Origin of the sequence: Pseudomonas hunanensis (genome assembly GCF_013393325.1) — a bacterium.
Classification (GTDB): Bacteria; Pseudomonadota; Gammaproteobacteria; order Pseudomonadales; family Pseudomonadaceae; genus Aquipseudomonas; species Aquipseudomonas putida_P.
In genome coordinates this window covers 81,642-99,901 of the sequence record NZ_QJRC01000076.1, presented here as the reverse complement: position 1 = coordinate 99,901, position 18,260 = coordinate 81,642, and the positions used below count along the sequence as shown (strand labels likewise).

General features: G+C 62.8%; 16 protein-coding genes. 6 read left to right on the top strand and 10 right to left on the bottom strand.

The features are described 5' to 3' along the window. Positions 1-63 precede the first annotated feature (63 nt). Positions 64-2,256, bottom strand: a complete 2,193-nt coding sequence (gene rlmKL, locus DM807_RS08200) for a bifunctional 23S rRNA (guanine(2069)-N(7))-methyltransferase RlmK/23S rRNA (guanine(2445)-N(2))-methyltransferase RlmL (RefSeq protein ID WP_012271277.1) — start codon at positions 2,254-2,256, stop codon at positions 64-66. Positions 2,257-2,817: 561 nt separating this feature from the next. Between rlmKL and rmf the strand changes: the two genes are divergently transcribed. Then, on the top strand, positions 2,818-3,033 hold the full coding sequence (gene rmf, locus DM807_RS08195; RefSeq protein WP_003248687.1) for a ribosome modulation factor: 216 nt from the start codon (positions 2,818-2,820) through the stop codon (positions 3,031-3,033). Positions 3,034-3,129: 96 nt separating this feature from the next. Here rmf and DM807_RS08190 read toward each other — a convergent pair whose 3' ends face one another. Then, a complete protein-coding gene (locus DM807_RS08190) occupies positions 3,130-4,155 on the bottom strand; it encodes a quinone-dependent dihydroorotate dehydrogenase (RefSeq protein WP_012271276.1) in 1,026 nt (341 codons plus the stop codon). 137 nt (positions 4,156-4,292) lie between these two features. Here DM807_RS08190 and DM807_RS08185 point away from each other — a divergent pair, with 137 nt between their 5' ends. From DM807_RS08185 to cobA, 5 genes are all read left to right on the top strand, one after another. Then, positions 4,293-5,507 carry an ABC transporter substrate-binding protein gene (locus DM807_RS08185; protein ID WP_179027252.1) on the top strand — a complete coding sequence of 405 codons (1,215 nt, stop codon included), beginning with the start codon at positions 4,293-4,295 and terminating at the stop codon, positions 5,505-5,507. An 11-nt stretch (positions 5,508-5,518) separates the two neighbouring features. Then, a complete protein-coding gene (locus DM807_RS08180; RefSeq protein ID WP_012271274.1) occupies positions 5,519-6,094 on the top strand; it encodes an ANTAR domain-containing response regulator in 576 nt (191 codons plus the stop codon). Between the two features lie 203 nt (positions 6,095-6,297). Continuing rightward, the gene (locus tag DM807_RS08175; protein ID WP_179027251.1) at positions 6,298-7,509 is read left to right on the top strand and encodes a nitrate/nitrite transporter; all 1,212 of its coding nucleotides are present in this window, start codon (positions 6,298-6,300) and stop codon (positions 7,507-7,509) included. 1 nt (position 7,510) lies between these two features. Then, positions 7,511-9,181 carry a bifunctional protein-serine/threonine kinase/phosphatase gene (locus DM807_RS08170; protein ID WP_060493284.1) on the top strand — a complete coding sequence of 557 codons (1,671 nt, stop codon included), beginning with the start codon at positions 7,511-7,513 and terminating at the stop codon, positions 9,179-9,181. A 26-nt stretch (positions 9,182-9,207) separates the two neighbouring features. After that, on the top strand, positions 9,208-9,948 hold the full coding sequence (gene cobA, locus DM807_RS08165; RefSeq protein WP_060493285.1) for a uroporphyrinogen-III C-methyltransferase: 741 nt from the start codon (positions 9,208-9,210) through the stop codon (positions 9,946-9,948). A gap of 96 nt (positions 9,949-10,044) precedes the next feature. Here cobA and DM807_RS08160 read toward each other — a convergent pair whose 3' ends face one another. The 8 genes from DM807_RS08160 to ppsA form a co-directional block, all read right to left on the bottom strand. Beyond that, a complete protein-coding gene (locus DM807_RS08160; protein WP_012271270.1) occupies positions 10,045-11,079 on the bottom strand; it encodes an OmpA family protein in 1,035 nt (344 codons plus the stop codon). A 111-nt stretch (positions 11,080-11,190) separates the two neighbouring features. Further along, positions 11,191-11,757 (bottom strand): RNA polymerase sigma factor SigX, encoded by a 567-nt coding sequence (gene sigX / locus DM807_RS08155; protein ID WP_003248665.1) that lies wholly within the window; start codon positions 11,755-11,757, stop codon positions 11,191-11,193. A gap of 114 nt (positions 11,758-11,871) precedes the next feature. Next, entirely contained in the window at positions 11,872-12,696 is an 825-nt protein-coding gene (locus DM807_RS08150; protein WP_004376138.1) for a mechanosensitive ion channel family protein, read from the bottom strand. Positions 12,697-12,698: 2 nt separating this feature from the next. After that, positions 12,699-12,971 (bottom strand): hypothetical protein, encoded by a 273-nt coding sequence (locus DM807_RS08145; RefSeq protein ID WP_012271268.1) that lies wholly within the window; start codon positions 12,969-12,971, stop codon positions 12,699-12,701. An 87-nt stretch (positions 12,972-13,058) separates the two neighbouring features. Further along, positions 13,059-14,054, bottom strand: coding sequence for a zinc transporter ZntB (locus tag DM807_RS08140; RefSeq protein WP_012271267.1), 996 nt, complete (start codon positions 14,052-14,054; stop codon positions 13,059-13,061). Between the two features lie 27 nt (positions 14,055-14,081). Continuing rightward, entirely contained in the window at positions 14,082-14,573 is a 492-nt protein-coding gene (gene rraA / locus DM807_RS08135; protein WP_060515644.1) for a ribonuclease E activity regulator RraA, read from the bottom strand. 157 nt (positions 14,574-14,730) lie between these two features. After that, positions 14,731-15,723, bottom strand: a complete 993-nt coding sequence (locus DM807_RS08130; protein WP_223296400.1) for an alpha/beta fold hydrolase — start codon at positions 15,721-15,723, stop codon at positions 14,731-14,733. Between the two features lie 102 nt (positions 15,724-15,825). After that, positions 15,826-18,201, bottom strand: coding sequence for a phosphoenolpyruvate synthase (gene ppsA, locus DM807_RS08125; RefSeq protein ID WP_012271264.1), 2,376 nt, complete (start codon positions 18,199-18,201; stop codon positions 15,826-15,828). Positions 18,202-18,260 lie beyond the last annotated feature (59 nt).

The following is an 18,260-nucleotide window of genomic DNA, read 5'->3' as shown; positions in this document are numbered from 1 at the left end:
ATTATCTTGCCCTGCCCTCAGTTATAGCTATTGGCCATTAGCCGCGCAATGTACCTCGTCGGCTCAACGCAATTGCAGGCGCCAGGCGCGGTGAATCCGGTTGTTACGGGCAAAGTCCGGGTCCAGCGTCTGGGCGGTGATTTCCTCCACGGCATAACGTGCCATCAGATGCTCGTCCAACTGGAACTTGCGGAAGTTGTTGGAGAAATACAGCACGCCGCCCGGTGCCAGGCGGGCCATGGCCAGGTCCAGCAGTTGCACATGGTCACGCTGCACGTCGAACACGCCTTCCATGCGTTTGGAGTTGGAGAAGGTTGGCGGGTCGATGAAGATCAGGTCGTAGCTGTCGCGGTTGCCTTCCAGCCAGGCCATCACATCGCTCTGCTCAAGGCGGTTGCGCTCGGAGTAGCCATTGAGCGCCAGGTTGCGCCGTGCCCAGTCCAGGTAGGTTTTCGACAAGTCGACACTGGTGGTGCTGCGCGCACCGCCCTTGGCCGCATGCACGGTGGCCGTGGCGGTGTAGCAGAACAAGTTGAGGAAGCGCTTGCCGGCCGCTTCGCGCTGAATGCGCATGCGCATCGGGCGGTGGTCGAGGAACAGCCCTGTATCGAGGTAGTCGGTAAGGTTGACCAGCAACTTGACGCCACCTTCGTTGACCTCCTGGAAACGGCCCTCGGTCGCCTGGCGCTCATACTGGCGCGTGCCGCTCTGGCGCTCGCGTCGTTTGAGCACCACACGTTGCGGCGAAATGCCCAGCGCCTGCGGGATAGCCGCCAGCGCATCGAGCAGGCGGGCCTGGGCCTTGTCCGGGTCGATCGAACGTGGCGCAGCGTACTCCTGCACATGGACCCAGTCCTGGTACAGGTCGACCGCCAGGGCATATTCGGGCATGTCGGCATCGTACAGGCGGTAGCAGTCGATCTGCTCGCGACGGGCCCACTTGCCCAGTTGCTTGAGGTTTTTCTGCAGGCGATTGGCAAACATCTGCGCCCCTTCCGACAGCCGCGCCGGCTCGCTGGCCTGCGGGGCCTGCTGGCGGACTTCGGTGCCTTCAGGCTGCGCCTCACGGCGTTCGCCAGTGACGAACTGGTCAGGCTGGACCTTGAACAGCAACAGCTTGCACGGCAAGGCGCCGTTCCAGAACGCGTATTGCTTGTGGCTGCGAATACCCATGCGCTTGCCCAGCTGCGGTGCGCCGGTGAACACCGCCGCCTCCCAGCCCATGCAAGCCTGGCGCAGGCGCTCGCCGAGGTTCTGGTAGAGGTACAGCAGGCTGGCCTCGTCACCCAGACGCTCGCCGTAGGGCGGGTTACTGATGACCAGGCCTTTCTGGTTCTGGTCCGGGCGTGGCTCGAACGTGCTGACTTCGCCCTGGTAGATCTTCACCCAGTCGCCCAGGCCGGCACGCTCGACGTTGTTGCGGCCCGGCTGGATCAGCCGCGGGTCGGCCTCGTAGCCACGGATCCAGAGCGGTGGCTTGGCGAGGCCAGCCTGCGCGCGGGCCTGCGCTTCGTCATGCACCTTGCGCCACAACGCCGGCACGTGGCCGAGCCAGGCACTGAAGCCCCAGCGTTCACGTTTGAGGTTGGGGGCGATGTCGGCAGCGATCATCGCCGCCTCGACCAGGAAGGTACCCACGCCGCACATTGGGTCGGCCAGTGCGCCGCCTTCGGCGGCAATGCGCGGCCAGCCGGAACGGATCAACACCGCTGCCGCCAGGTTTTCTTTCAATGGCGCGGCGCCCTGCTGCAGGCGGTAGCCACGCTGGTGCAGGCTGTGGCCGGACAGGTCGAGGGAGAGGATGGCCTCGCCGCGGTCCAGGCGCAGGTGCACGCGCACGTCCGGGTCGATCTTTTCCACCGACGGGCGCAGGCCCTCGCGATTGCGCAGCTTGTCGACGATCGCATCCTTGACCTTCAGCGCACCGAAGTGGGTGTTGTCGATGCCCGAGCCATGGCCGCTGAATTCAACCGCCAGCGTGCCGTCAGCTGCCAGGTGGTCGGCCCAGTCGACGGCATTGACGCCATCGTAAAGGTCATCGGCGTTCTTCATGCTGAAGCGCTTGAGTACCAACAGTACCCGGTTGGCCAGGCGAGACCATACGCACAGGCGGTAGGCGGTTTCCATGTCGGCGGCGCCGCGAATGGCCGAGGTGTGCTCGCGCACCTCTTCAAGGCCAAGGCCCTTGGCCTCTTCGGCAAGCAGGCCTTCAAGGCCTTTAGGGCAGGTGAGATAAAGTTCGAAACGGTCCGACATGAGTATTCCAGAGCCTTGGGCTATTTGACTGACGAGGCAACGCATCGCCCCGCGATGTTTGCCCGCACGCCTTTCCAGCAGACGTGCGGGTGACCCTTTTTGGCACGAAAGCGTGCCGCGAAAGGCCGGGCCGCCTGACCGAGCCACGCTTGGCCAAGTGGCAAAGACAGCTTAGATCATCAGGCAGTACGAGAAATTCTGGCGATTGCCGGGCAGATGTGACCCTTCGTCGCATTTCAAATTATTTCTGTCATCCGCGAGCACCGCTGGCCAAATGACGTCATTGATCGGCAAACCCCGATCATAGCGGGCTCAACGCCAAATAAGGTTGAGTCGCATTTATTTACTTATCCTTTCACCCTCAGAAAGGTTACGTGCTTATGACAAATTGATCATTCACACCGTGACTCGCATTCGTTAGAACTGGTCTTAGGCCGCATCGCAACGAGGCGGCACCTTCAGCTCGCCACGCCGGCAGCGAGCGCAAACCGGCAGAAAGACTCTGCCCGGCCTCGGAGAGGCCGACGGGACATTACAGTCAACAAGTGAGGGCAACACCCTATGAGAAGACTTAAGCGTGATCCGTTGGAAAGAGCATATTCACGTGGCTACCAATACGGGGTCACCGGCAAATCCCGCGAACTTTGCCCGTTCAATCTTCCTTCTGTTCGCCAAGCCTGGATCAACGGCTGGCGCGAAGGTCGCGGTGATAACTGGGACGGAATGACTGGCACCGCTGGCATCCATAGACTCAACGAAAATCACGCCGTTGGCTGATCGAGGACACTGAATTCGATTTACCATGCACGCCCCATCCGGGCGGCGGGCGAAGGCCCAGGGGCCCCTTGATGGGGCCCTTTTTTTGCCTGCCGATTATACCCGTGGCATGGCGGCGATAGCGTCCACCGCCTCGCGGATCAGCGCAGGCCCCTTGTAAATGAAGCCCGAGTAGATCTGCACCAGGCTCGCCCCCGCAGCGATTTTTTCGGCGGCATGGCGGCCTTCGGTAATGCCACCGGCGGCAATGATCGGCAACTTGCCACCCAACTCGCCTGCCAGCACCTTGACGATGTGGGTACTCTTCGCCAGCACCGGCGCGCCCGACAGCCCCCCCGCTTCGCCACCATGCGGCAGCGCTTCGACACCTTCACGGCCCAGCGTGGTGTTGGTGGCGATCACCGCATCCATGCCCGACGCCATCAGCGCAGCGGCCACCAGCGCGGTTTCTTCATCACTCATGTCCGGGGCAATCTTGATTGCCAGTGGTACACGCTTGCCATGGGTGACGGCCAGTTGCTCGCGGCGCTCGGCCAAGGCATCGAGCAACTGCTTGAGCGAATCGCCAAACTGCAGGCTGCGCAGGCCCGGAGTGTTTGGCGAACTGACATTGACCGTAATGTAGCTGGCAGCCGTGTACACCTTGTCGAGGCAGATCAGGTAGTCATCGACGGCACGCTCGACTGGCGTGTCGAAGTTCTTGCCGATGTTGATGCCCAGCACCCCGTTGTAGCGCGCGGCACGTACCCGCTCTAGCAGGTGATCAACGCCCAGGTTGTTGAAGCCCATGCGGTTGATGATGGCCGTGGCTTCCGGCAAACGGAACAGCCGCGGCTTAGGGTTGCCCGGCTGCGGACGCGGGGTGACAGTGCCAATTTCGACAAACCCGAAACCCAGTTGGGCGAAACCGTCGATGGCCGCACCGTTCTTGTCCAGGCCAGCCGCCAGGCCAACCGGGTTGGCGAAGTTCAAGCCCATGACCGAAACCGGCAATGCCGCCGGTTGCTTGCACAGCATGCCGTTGAGGCCGAGACGGCCACCGGCGCCGATCAGGTCCAGGGACAAGTCGTGGGAAGTTTCCGGGGAAAGCTTGAACAGCAGCTGGCGGGCCAGGGTATACATGGGCGGGCAAGGCTCAGGGTGAGTGAGGGTGCGATTATAGCCAGCACGGGCCTGGCAGGACAGCAAATCGTGGGAGCGCTTGGCACATGGGTTGCACCAATCCACCCACAGCCTTATCAGTACTGGCGAGGACCCTTGTGAACACCGCACCCCGAGCAACGCCCCTGGCCTGGGTCAACGGCAGCGACGCGCCAGAAAAGCCCAGCCTGAACATCGGTTACATGGCCCTGACCGACTGCGCGTCGGTAGTGGTCGCCGCCACCCAGGGCTTCGCCCAGCAGCACGGCCTTACTCTCAATCTCAAGCGCCAGGGCTCGTGGGCCGGGTTACGCGACAAGCTGGTCAGCGGCGAACTGGACGCCGCGCATTGCCTGTATGGCCTGGTCTACGCCGTACACCTGGGCATCGGTGGCGTGCCCGCCTACGATATGGCCGTGCTCATGGGGCTGAACCAGAACGCCCAGGCCATCAACCTGTCGCCGGCCCAGCAGCGCAAGGGTGTGACCAACCCTGAAGCGCTGGCGCGCCTGGTGCACCAGCATGGCGCACGCCTGACATTCGCCCAGACCTTCCCCACCGGCACCCATGCCATGTGGCTGTATTACTGGCTGGCCAGCCAAGGTATCCACCCACTGCGCGACGTCGACAGCGTAGTGGTGCCACCGGCGCAGATGGCTGCACACATCCAGGCCGGGCGCATTGACGGTTTCTGCGCGGGTGAACCGTGGGCCGCCGACGCTGTGGCCAAGGGCCAAGGCTTCACCTTGGCCACCAGCCAGTCGATCTGGCCGGATCACCCGGAAAAGGTCCTGGCCTGCGCGCGCGCCTTTGCCGAGCAATACCCCAACAGTGCCCGCGCGCTGATCAAGGCGATCCTCGCGGCCAGCCGGTTCATCGAGCAAAGCCCGGAAAACCGCCGCAGCACCGCGCAACTGCTCAGTGGCAGCGCCTATCTGGATACCCCACTGGACACCATAGAACCGCGGCTGCTCGGCCACTATCAGGACGGCCTGGGCAACCATTGGCAAGACCCCCACGCCCTGCGCCTGTTCGACCAGGGTCGGGCCAACTGGCCCTACCTGTCCGACGGCATGTGGTTCATGACCCAGTTCCGCCGCTGGGGGCTGCTGCGCGAAGACCCCGACTACTTGGGCGTGGCCCGTCAGGTCCAGCAGCTGCGGCTGTACAGTGAGGCCGCGCAAAGCCTGGGCATCGCCTGCCTGGAGCTACCGATGCGCAGCAGCCTGCTGATCGACGGCACCCGCTGGGACGGCAGCGACCCCTACGGCTATGCCCGCAGTTTCAGCCTGCACGCCTTGGGCGACCAGCCCAATGCCCGTGTCGGCCTGTGAGGGAGACCAGCATGTTGCGCATCCTGCTGATCGACGACACCCAGAACAAACTCGGCCGCCTCAAGGCAGCATTGAGCGAGGCAGGCTTCGAAGTCATCGAAGCCCCAGACCTGACCATCGACCTGCCCGCCTGCGTCGAAACAGTGCGCCCGGACGTGGTGCTGATCGACACCGACTCACCCGACCGCGATGTGATGGAGCAGGTAGTACTGGTCAGCCGTGACCAGCCACGCCCCATCGTGCTGTTTACTGACGAGCACGACCCCGGAGTGATGCGTCAGGCGATACAGGCAGGGGTGAGCGCCTATATCGTAGAGGGCATCCATGCGGCGCGGCTGCAGCCGATCCTGGATGTGGCCATGGCCCGGTTCGAAAGCGACCAGGCACTGAAAGCGCAGCTGCTGGCGCGCGATCAGCAACTGGCCGAGCGCAAGCGTATCGAGCAGGCCAAGGGCTTGCTGATGAAGATGAAGGATTGCAACGAAGAGCAGGCGTACACCTTGATGCGCCGACAGGCCATGAGCCGGCAGCAGAAGCTGATCCAGGTGGCCGAACAGATCATTGCCATGCACGAGATGCTGGGGTAATGCGCCTGGCCTGAGACCTCACAGGCACTGAAAACCCATAGGCACGCCAACACTTGGCCCATCTCTTGCTGAACAAACATCACCGGTAGCCAACGGCGGTTGCCCCACTTAAATCCCGACAAAGACGTCGCTCTCCCCTCCACCCCCGTGGAGCGGGTGGCGGCGTCTTTTTCGTTCCGTTGCATTGCCGAGTGAGGTGTTCGATGAGTACCAGCTTCTGGAAATCCGGGCATGTGCCCACGCTGTTCGCCGCGTTCCTGTACTTCGACCTCAGCTTCATGGTGTGGTACCTGCTGGGCCCACTGGCGGTGCAGATTGCTGCCGACCTGCAACTGAGCGCACAACAACGGGGCCTGATGGTGGCCATGCCGATCCTGGCCGGGGCTATCCTGCGCTTTGCCATGGGCGTGCTGGTGGACCGCCTGTCACCCAAGACCGCCGGCCTGATCGGCCAGGTGGTGGTTATCGTCGCACTGGCCGCAGCCTGGCACCTGGGCGTGCACAGCTATGAACAAGCGCTGCTGCTGGGGGTGTTTCTGGGGTTCGCGGGTGCTTCGTTCGCTGTGTCGCTGCCACTGGCTTCGCAGTGGTACCCGCCACAGCACCAGGGCAAGGCCATGGGCATCGCCGGCGCCGGCAACTCCGGCACCGTGTTCGCCGCCCTGCTGGCGCCGGCGCTGGCTGCAGGCTTTGGCTGGAACAATGTGTTCGGCTTTGCGCTGATCCCGTTGACACTGGCGCTGGCGGTGTTCGCCCTGCTGGCGCGTAACGCCCCACAACGGCCCAAACCGAAAGCCATGGCCGACTACCTCAAGGCCCTGGGTGACCGAGACAGCTGGTGGTTCATGTTCTTCTACAGCGTCACCTTCGGTGGCTTCATCGGCCTGGCCAGCGCCCTGCCCGGCTATTTCAGCGACCAGTACGGCCTGAGCCCGATCACCGCCGGCTATTACACCGCCGCTTGCGTGTTCGCCGGCAGCCTGATGCGCCCGCTCGGCGGCGCGCTGGCTGACCGTTTTGGCGGCATCCGTACCCTGTTGGGCATGTACAGCGTGGCAGCTATCTGCATCGCCGCAGTTGGTTTCAACCTGCCCTCTGCCGCAGCCGCACTGATGCTGTTCGTCAGCGCCATGCTTGGCCTGGGCGCCGGCAACGGCGCGGTGTTCCAGCTGGTGCCGCAACGCTTTCGCCAGGAAATCGGTGTAATGACCGGGCTGATCGGCATGGCCGGCGGCATTGGCGGTTTCCTGCTGGCGGCCGGGCTTGGCACTATCAAGCAGCACACCGGCGACTACCAACTTGGCTTGTGGCTGTTCGCCAGCCTGGGCCTGCTGGCGTGGTTTGGCCTTCATGGCGTGAAACAGCGCTGGCGCACCACCTGGGGCTCGGCTGCAGTCACGGCAGCACGGGTCTGAGATGAGCCTGCAATTGAGCTTTGCCCAAGCCAGCGCCACTGGGCCTCGCGCGGAAAACCAGGACGCCCTGCGCCTGGTTACCCCGGCGCCAGAGCTGGCCGCCAGCAAAGGCTACCTGTTCGCCCTGGCCGATGGCGTCAGCCAATGCGCCGACGGCGGCCTGGCAGCGCGAGCCAGCCTGCAGGCGCTGGCCCTGGATTACTACGCCACTCCGGCCACCTGGAGCGTCGCCCAGGCCCTCGACCGCCTGTTGCTGGCGCAAAACCGCTGGTTGCGTGCCCAGGGCAGCGGCCAGCCGTTGCTGACCACCCTTAGCGCGCTGGTGTTGCGCGGCCGGCGCTTTACCCTGGCCCACGTTGGCGACTGCCGGGTGTACCGCTGGCACGATGGGAACCTGCAGTGCCTTAGCGAAGACCATGTATGGGACCAGCCGGGCATGCAGCACGTACTCAAACGCGCGCTGGGCCTGGACCAGCACCTGCTGGTGGATTACCTGGAAGGCGAGCTGCAGCCGGGCGAGTGCTTTCTGCTGCTCAGCGACGGGGTCTGGGCCAGCCTGGGCGAGCAACACATCCAGGCCGTGCTGCGCGAGCAGCCTGATCTGCAACTGGCCGCCGACACCCTGGTTGCCAGCGCGCACCTCAACGGCAGCCAGGACAACGCCAGCGCCTTGCTGGTGCACGTCGAGCAACTGGGCCCAGCCAACCTGGGCGATACCCTGGCACAGCTGCAAGAATGGCCAGTGCCCGGCCCGCTGCGTGAAGGCCAGGTGATCGACGGCTGGCAGGTTGAAAAACTGCATGCACACAGCCGCCAGTCCCTGCTGTACCAAGTGCGCGATAGCCAGAACCAACCGTGGTTGCTCAAAACCCTGCCCGCTGCGCGCGAACAGGAACCGGGGGCAGCGCAAGGCCTGTTGCTGGAGGAGTGGTTCCTGCGCCGCATCGCTGGCCGGCACTTCCCCGAGCTGCACGCCGCCAGCCAGCGCCAGCACCTGTATTACGTGATGCGCGAATACCCCGGCCAAAGCCTGTCGGCACTGCTGGCCGCACACGGCCCGCTGCCTTTGGCGCAATGGCTGGAGGTCGCTCGGCAACTGCTACAGGCAGTTGGCGTGCTGCACCGGCGCAACTTGCTGCACCGCGACATCAAGCCCGACAACCTGCACCTGGGCCGCGATGGTCAACTGCGCCTGCTGGACTTCGGCCTGGCCTATTGCCCGGGCCTGTCCGAAGACCCGCGGCACGAGCTGCCCGGCACGCCCTCGTACATTGCCCCGGAAGCGTTCGATGGCCTGCCACCCAGCCCGCGCCAGGACTTGTATGCAGTGGGCGTGACGCTGTACCACCTGCTGACCGGCCACTACCCGTACGGCGAGATAGAAGCCTTTCAACGCCCGCGCTTCGGCCAGCCGGTCAACGCCTCGCGCTATCGCCCCGACCTGCCGGAATGGTTGCAGCACAACCTGCAACAGGCCCTGGCGGTCGACCCTGCCCAGCGCTTCGAAACCGCCGAGCACTGGTTGCTGCTGCTCGAACGCGGCGACCGTCAGGAACTGCCCAGCCGACCACGCCCACTGCTTGAGCGCGAGCCGGTGAAAGTGTGGCGCACGCTGGCCCTGCTGTCGTTGCTGATCAATCTGATACTGCTGCTTACCCTGCTCAAGGGCTGACGCAACTTGCCGATGAGGACACCTCGATGAATGCAAAAATATGGTTGGTGGGTGCCGGCCCTGGTGACCCCGAACTGCTCACCCTCAAGGCTGTGCGAGCTTTGCAGCAAGCCGCCGTGGTCCTGATCGACGACCTGGTCAACCCAGCGGTGCTGGCGCACTGCCCGCAAGCACGGGTGATTGCCGTGGGCAAGCGCGGCGGCTGCCGCTCTACACCGCAGGCGTTCATCCAGCGCCTGATGCTGCGCCATGCGCGACAGGGCCGCTGCGTGGTGAGGCTCAAGGGCGGCGACCCCTGCATCTTTGGCCGTGGCGGTGAAGAGGCGCTGTGGTTACGCGGGCATGGCATCGAGGTAGAGCTGGTCAACGGCATTACCGCCGGCCTGGCCGGCGCAACGCAGTGCGGGATCTCCCTGACTTCGCGCGGTGTCAGCCGGGGCGTCACGCTGGTGACGGCGCATACCCAGGATGACAGCGCACTGAACTGGGCGGCATTGGCCCAGGGCGGCACGACGCTGGTGGTGTACATGGGGGTAGCGCGGCTGGAGCAGGTGCGCCAGGGCTTGCTGGATGGCGGCATGGCGCCAGGGATGCCGGTGGCGATGATCGAGAATGCTTCATTGCCGCAACAGCGAGCGCACAGGAGTGACGTGCGGAGAATGGTCGAGGATGCGCACGGGTTTGGCTTGCGCAGCCCGGCAGTGCTGGTGATTGGAGAGGTGGTTGGGGAGCAGCAGATTCTGCGACTGGACGCAATCGCGGGCTGAATGCCTGTCCTTACAGGAGCAGCCTTTGAGCCCGGATAAAACCCAGGCAAAGAAAAACCCGGCCGAGGCCGGGTTTTTCATGAAACATCAGGCCAATTACTTGGACTGAGCTTCTACCTGAGCTTCAACGCGACGGTTGATAGCACGGCCTTCTTCGGTGGCGTTGTCAGCAACCGGACGGGTTTCGCCGTAGCCAACCGAGTCAACACGGCTGGATTCTACGCCGTACTGCTGGGTCAGGACTTGCTTGACAGCGTTGGCACGACGCTCGGACAGCTTCTGGTTGTAAGCGTCTGGACCCACGGAGTCAGTGTGACCTTCAACCACGGTGGTGGTTTGTGGGTACTGCTTCATGAAGTCAGCCAGGTTTTTGATGTCGCCGTAGCTGTTTGGCTTGACGACCGACTTGTCGAAGTCGAACTTGACGTCCAGCTCAACACGAACGACTTCGGCAACAGCCGGGCAGCCGTCGGCGTCAACGGTAACGTTGGCCGGGGTGTCTGGGCACTTGTCGACGTTGTCGCAAACGCCGTCGTTGTCGGAGTCGGAGCAAACTTCAGCAACTGGAGCTGGAGCGGCTTCGGCTTGCTTCGGGCTACCGCCGAAGTTCAGGCCAACACCAACGCTTGGGGCCCACTCGGTGTCGCCCTGGTCGATGTTGTACTGAGCTTCTACGCCGGCACGGGCGTAGAACATGTCGGTGATGTACCACTTGGCGCCAGCGCCAACGTTGGCGAAGGTGGAGTGGTCACGACCGCCACGGCCGGTCTGGCCCAGCGACTGGTGCGAGAAACCAGCGGAAACGTACGGACGGATAGCGTCGTACGGGTTGTTGAAGTGGTAAACGGCGTCCAGGGCGGTGTTCGAGCCCTTGATGTTCTTGCCGTCTTCGCCACGAGCGTTGTGCACTTCGTCGTAGCCCAGACGCAGTTCAACGTCGTCGGTCAGGAAGTAACCGATCGAGCCGCCGAACAGGTTGCCGTCGTTCTTGAAGTCGCGCTGGCTGTCGAAGAATTCTTTCTTGTAGAAAACTTCGGTCTCGACGGCGCCTTGACCTTGTGCCATAGCGCCAATCGAGGTGGCGGCTACGAGCGAACCAATGGCCAAGCCCAAGGTGTTTTTCAATTTCATCCGTTAAATCCCCATCTGGTGATAGTTAAGCAGTCCCACCACAAACAAGGGGGACAACTCGACGGCAAGTCTAGCAGAACTCGCCGATCCGTTAGAGATATTTGCACGCCACTAAGTTTCATCGAGGCCAGCAAATTTCTCACGAAGCTTGTCTAGCGCGCGCTTGTAACGCATTTTCGTCGCGCTAAGACCCATGTGCATGATGTCGGCAATTTCCTGAAATTCCAGTTCTGCGACAAAACGTAGCACCAGAATTTCCCGGTCAATCGGGTTCACATGCACCAACCACTTGTCCAGCCCGCCTTTTTCTTCCGGCTTCGGGGCCTTGTCTTCAGACGCCTCTTCAACAGGGTCCAGGCTCAAGGCATCCATTAACCGACGTTTACGGCGCTCCTTGCGGTACTGGGTAATGCACTCGTTGTAGGTGATGCTGTAGAGCCAGGTCTTGAACTTGGATTTACCCTCGAAGTTCTTCAGCCCATACAGCACTTTGAGCATCACCTCCTGACAGACATCGTCCGCGTCCCGGTCGTTCCCCAGATAACGCGCACAGACGTTGAACAGGGTCCGCTGGTAGCGCCGCATGAGCTCCTCATAGGCGCGGGTAACGTGGTACAGCTCCTCATGCGAACGCGCCACCAACTCTTCGTCGGTGAGCTCGCGGGGGTCATAACGCATGGGCGGCGAATGAACTTTATTCAAAACGAATCTGGCCGACAGTCAGGTCAATGTCGCCGCGCCGACCCCGTGGGTCGAATTTCGCGGCGGCATACATTAACAGCTTTTGTGCGGTTAGCGGCTATTGACACGCTGTTCAAGCAGCTCGCGGTTAGACAGTGACACCAGTTCGCCATCATCGGTCAGCAGCGTCGTCTTCACCGTACCGATCTCCTCGATATGCCCTTCGACCTCTCCAATCCGCACTTGCTGGCCTACCTGGTACAGCTCGCGCACATAAATACCGGCCAGGATCTGCCCGGCGATTTCGCGGCTGCCGAGGCCCATGGCCAGCGCAACGGCCAGACCAACGGTAATCAGCCCAATAACGATGACGTGGTTCAGCAGGTCGGTTTTCACCTCCAGCTGGCTGATGGCTACCGAGATGCTGATGATGATCACCAGGCCCTGGGTAATACGCCCAAGCCCCGCCGAGTACTCTAGGCCGATACCTTCGGCGGCGCCACGAACCAGACCGTTGGCAACCTGTGCCAGCAGCACGCCAGCCAGCAGCACCAGGGCGGCGCCGAATACCTTGGGCAGGTACAGGGCGAGCATGTCGAGGGTGGCCGAAACCCGTTCCAGGCCCAGCGACTCAGCGGCCGAGACAAGGAAGATGAGCAGCACGAACCAGTAGACGATCTTGCCGATCAAGGTCGAGATCGGCACTTGGATGCCAACCCGACCAAGCATCTTGGTGAGGCCAGTGCCGGCCATCAGGCGGTCCAGGCCAAACTTGGCCAGCAGCTTGGACAGCAGCGTGTCGAGCAGCTTGGCCACCACGAAACCGAGCAGCACCACGACCAGCGCGCCGAACAGGTTAGGGATGAAGTTCGCCACCTTGGTCCAAAGGGCGGTCATCGCGGTGACCAGGCTCTGGGTCCAGAGATCGAGTTCCATATTCAATCGGCCTTATCTGCTTTGCTGCCAGTGGCAGCGTTGCGGGAAGAGTGTCGACGCACCGGCGCGACATGCGCCGAGCCATTGTTCACGGCAATCAGCAGCGCCTGGCACCAGCGGCCAAGCAGGCTGAACAGATCGCCCGCGCCAACTTGGCGGTTGGCGGTTTTCAGCACGCGACCCAGGCAAGCGGCATCGTCCCGGTCATCCCGGTCATTGCCGGAGGGTGACGCTTTGAGCAGGTCGCGCAGGGATTCTTCAAACGGATCGTGCATAGGCACCTCGCGCAGTATCAGCAAGAGACGAGGTAGCCCGGCAATGGGTCACACATCCGATTGGGACGAATGTTTCAAAATGCACGCCTAGACCCATCGCAACCGCCGGAACAGCCACCACTGCCCCACCGCCAGCCCTAGCACAACGATGCAGGCGAACAAAAAACCCAAAGGATTATCCGCCCCGGGTATGCCGCCGACATTGATGCCCAGCAGCCCGGTGATGAAGCTCATGGGCAGGAAGATGCAGGTGATGATGCCGAAGCGGTACATGGTGCGGTTCATCCGCTCGCTACGCCGGCGGTCTTCGCTTTCCAGCACCAGCGCGGCACGCTCGCGGGTCAGTTCCAGCTCTTCGAGGTAGCGGATCAGGCTGTTGTTCAGCTCGTTCCAGTAATCGGCATCGGCATCGGCGAACCAGCTCCATTTGCTGCGCGACAACTGGGCGTAGATCTCCCTTTGTGGGGCGAGGAAGCGGCGCAAGCCGGCGGCACGGCGGCGAATTTGCTGCAGGCTGCCTTGCTCTGGAGTATACCGTTCGTCGGATTCGACCTTTTCTTCCTCCAGGTCGACCAGCTCGGACAGGTCACTGACCAGGCCCTGGACCTTTTCGGTCAGCAGTTCACCCATCAACAGCAACAGCTCAGAGGCGGATTTCGGCCCCCTGCCCTGCTCCAGCAGCTGCAGAATTTCGTCGCTGGCACGCAACGGCCGCAGGCGCAGCGAGATGACCCGCTGAGCCTCGGCGAAGATACGTACCGAAACCATGTCTTCGGGCTCTGCGCCGGGGTTCAGGTTGACCCCGCGCAGGAACAGCAACAGCTGTTCGTCCGCCATGGGCAGCAGGCGTGGCCGGGTGTTTTCTTCCAACAGCAGGTCGCAGGCAAACTCGCTCAGGCCGCTGTCATGCAACAGCCAGGTGCGGGTTTGCGGATGGCTGCGGTCCCAGTGCAGCCACAGGCTCTGCTCCGGCTGCAGCTGCAGGTCGTCCAGTTCGGTACGGGCAATCGAGCGCGCGCCGCCTCTGCCATCGAGCACCAGGGCATGCACCAGCCCCCACTGCGCGTTGTCTTCCTCGAACATCAAAGCTCCATCAGCGCGTGCGGCGCATCACTCCGGCATTTCCAGCGGGCTTGGCGATACCAGAACACCATTGTTGTCGGCATATACGTATTCGCCCGGGCGGAATGTTACCCCGGCGAAGGTCACCACCACGTTGAGGTCGCCGATACCGCGCTTGTCGGTTTTCATTGGGTGGCTGGCCAGGGCCTGCACGCCGACATCGGTCTGGATCAACACGTCGACGTCACGCACGCAACCGTAGATCACCAGGCCTTCCCAACCATTCTTGGCGGCCTTTTCGGCCAGCATGTCGCCGAGCAGTGCACGGCGCAGCGAACCACCACCATCGACCACCAGCACCTTGCCCTTGCCGTCAAGTTCGACCTGTTCCTTGACCAGCGAGTTGTCCTCGAAGCATTTGATGGTGACGATCTGGCCACCGAACGAATCGCGGCCGCCAAAATTGCTGAACATCGGCTCCAGCACTTGCACCAGGTCCGGGTAGGCGTCACACAAGTCGGGCGTTACGTAATGCTGCATGGGAAGCTCCTGTCAGTCACAACGAAAGCGGGTATCGGCCAAGGCTACACCGTGGAGGCTGTCGCAGTCATCCGGGACCGGGCAGTCATTTGTATTCATCCTGTACCGGCCTCTTCGCGGGCGCGTCCGCGAAAAGGCCGGTACAGGCAGAGCAGAGTCAGCTGGCGGGCACCGGCTCCACTGCCAAGGTGGACTCATGCACCGGCAACAGCGGGTCGCGCAACCAGCGTTCCACCAGCGGCCATACCTGCACCTGCGCGGCCTTGCTTACCAGCATGTCGACATGCCCGAAGGCATCGAAGCCTTCCTCACGCCCCAGCCGCAGGAACTGCTTGCGCTCACCACCCAACTGCTCGAACAGCTTGCGACAGGCCCATACCGGGTCCTGGAAGTCGCCCGCACCGGCCACCGCCAGCAACGGCACATCCACCTCTGCGAGCCCCGCCCACCAATCGTGCTTCTTGTCGCCAAAACGCCCGAACAGACCGTGCCAGCGCATGCTCTCCAGAGCCAGGCCTATGGGCTCGTCTTCCGGCCCACGCTTGAAGCGCGGCCCCGATATCTGCCCCCAGCGCTTGAGCAGCAGTTTCGCGCCCCAGGCCAGCGGTGGCACTTTCAGCGGCCAATAGACGCGGCTGATCTGTGTACCGAACAGTGCCACGCTGGCCACCTGCTCGGCAGCCAGGAAACCACCGCCCAAGGCGGCCGCCAGCGTGGTGCCGCCAAGAGAATGGCCCACCCAATGCGGTGCCTGGCCCGACTGTTCGCGCACGAATGCGTTGATCAGTGGCAGGTCTTCACGGGCATACGCAGCAACACTGTTGTGCTTCCAGGCCTGGTTACGCGGCGACAGGCCGTGGCCACGCATTTCCGGGATCCACACATCGAAACCGGCGCGCGCAAGGTAGGCGCCCAGACCAACCCCTTTGGGCGAATACCAGAAACGCCGATTGGAAAAACTGCCATGCAGGAGAATGACCGGCACGCCCTGAGCCTGGCCTTGGTCGGCTAGCCCCAGCCGGGTGACGGCCAGTTCGACGCTGGGGTCCGGGCCGTTGCCGGCCTTGATCCGGTACACGTCTTCGCTGAGGTCGCCGCGGCGCTCGGCACTGAGCAGGGCCACGGGGAAAAGAATGCTGCTGCTTTGCATAAGGTTGCTTGGTGCACAAAAAAGGGCGGGGTCCATTGCTGGAGCTCGCCCTGGAAAAAACCAGGCGGGAGGACGCCAGACGCCCCCCCGCGTTTTACCGCATCAGGCCGCGCCCTGGCCTTCGGCCAGGAAGAACCAGGTTTCGAGTACCGAGTCCGGGTTCAGCGACACGCTTTCAATGCCCTGCTCCATCAGCCACTTGGCCAGGTCCGGGTGGTCCGATGGGCCCTGACCGCAGATGCCGATGTACTTGCCGGCCTTGTTGCACGCGGCAATGGCGTTGGCCAGCAGCTTCTTGACCGCAGGGTTACGCTCGTCGAACAGGTGGGCAATGATGCCCGAGTCGCGGTCCAGGCCCAGGGTCAGCTGGGTCAGGTCGTTGGAGCCGATCGAGAAGCCGTCGAAGTATTCCAGGAACTCTTCGGCGAGGATGGCGTTGGACGGCAGCTCGCACATCATGATCACGCGCAAGCCGTTGTCGCCGCGGGCCAGGCCGTTCTCGGCGAGCAGGTCGACAACCTGGCTGGCTTCGCCCAGGGTGCGCACGAACGGCACCATGATTTCGACGTTGGTCAGGCCCATTTCGTTGCGCACACGCTTCAGCGCACGGCACTCGAGTTCGAAGCAGTCACGGAACGATTCGCTGATGTAGCGCGAAGCACCGCGGAAGCCCAGCATCGGGTTTTCTTCTTCCGGCTCGTACAGCTTGCCGCCGATCAGGTTGGCGTACTCGTTGGACTTGAAGTCCGACAGGCGCACGATGACCTTTTTCGGGTAGAAGGCCGCCGCCAGGGTGCTGATGCCCTCGACCAGCTTCTCGACGTAGAAGCCAACCGGGTCGTTGTAGCCGGCGATGCGCTTGTCGACGCTGTCTTTCAGGTCGGCAGGCAGGCCCGCATAGTTCAGCAGCGCCTTGGGGTGCACACCGATCATGCGGTTGATGATGAATTCCAGGCGCGCCAGGCCGACACCGGCGTTGGGCAGCTGGGCGAAGTCGAATGCGCGGTCCGGGTTGCCGACGTTCATCATGATCTTGAACGGCAGCTCGGGCATGGCATCGACCGAGTTCTGCTTGATGTCGAAGCCCAGCTCACCTTCGAAGATGAAGCCGGTGTCACCTTCGGCGCAGGATACCGTCACGCCCTGGCCGTCTTTGAGTACCTGGGTGGCGTTGCCGCAACCGACTACCGCCGGAATACCCAGCTCACGGGCGATGATCGCCGCGTGGCAGGTACGGCCACCGCGGTTGGTGACGATGGCGCTGGCGCGCTTCATCACCGGCTCCCAGTCCGGGTCGGTCATGTCGGAGACCAGCACGTCGCCCGGCTGGACCTTGTCCATTTCCGATACGTCGTTGATCACACGAACCTTGCCGGCGCCGATACGCTGACCAATGGCACGGCCTTCGACCAGCACGGTGCCTTTTTCTTTCAGCAGGTAGCGTTCCATGACGTTGGCGCTGGAGCGGCTCTTCACCGTTTCAGGGCGGGCCTGGACGATGTACAGCTTGCCGTCGTCACCGTCCTTGGCCCACTCGATGTCCATCGGGCGCTGGTAGTGCTGCTCGATGATCATGGCCTGCTTGGCCAGCTCGCTGACCTCGTCATCGCTCAGGCAGAAACGTGCGCGTTCGGCACGGTCGACTTCGACGGTCTTGACCGAACGGCCGGCCTTGGCTTCTTCGCCATAGACCATCTTGATCGCCTTGCTGCCCAGGTTGCGGCGCAGGATGGCCGGGCGGCCGGCCTGCAGGGTGTTCTTGTGTACGTAGAATTCGTCAGGGTTGACTGCACCCTGCACCACGGTTTCGCCCAGGCCATAGGCGCCGGTGATGAACACCACGTCGCGGAAGCCCGATTCGGTGTCGAGGGTGAACATGACGCCAGCGGTGCCGGTTTCGGAGCGGACCATGCGCTGCACGCCGGCAGACAGGGCGACCAGTTTGTGGTCGAAGCCCTGATGCACGCGGTAGGCGATGGCGCGGTCATTGAACAGCGAAGCGAACACTTCCTTGGCCGCGCGGATCACGTTATCGACGCCGCGGATGTTCAGGAAAGTTTCCTGCTGGCCGGCAAACGAGGCGTCCGGCAGGTCTTCGGCAGTGGCCGAGGAGCGCACGGCAACGGCCATGTTGTCGTTGCCGGCGGCCATTTCGGCGAAGGCCGTACGGATTTCCGAATCCAGGCGTGCCGGGAATTCGGCTTCCATGACCCACTGGCGAATCTGCGCGCCGGTTTTGGTCAGGGCGTTGATGTCATCCACGTCCAGTGCGTCGAGCGCGGCGTGAATCCTGTCGTTCAGACCACTCTGTTCGAGAAAATCGCGGTACGCCTGCGCCGTAGTGGCAAAGCCGCCCGGCACCGATACACCAGCACCGGCAAGGTTGCTGATCATCTCGCCCAGGGATGCGTTCTTGCCCCCCACATGCTCCACATCATGGACGCCGAGCTTATCGAGGGAAACTACGTACTCTACCAAGGTGATCTCTCCACTAACTGTGTTGGAAAAGCTCAAAAGGCGCCCGCCTGTCTTCTGTG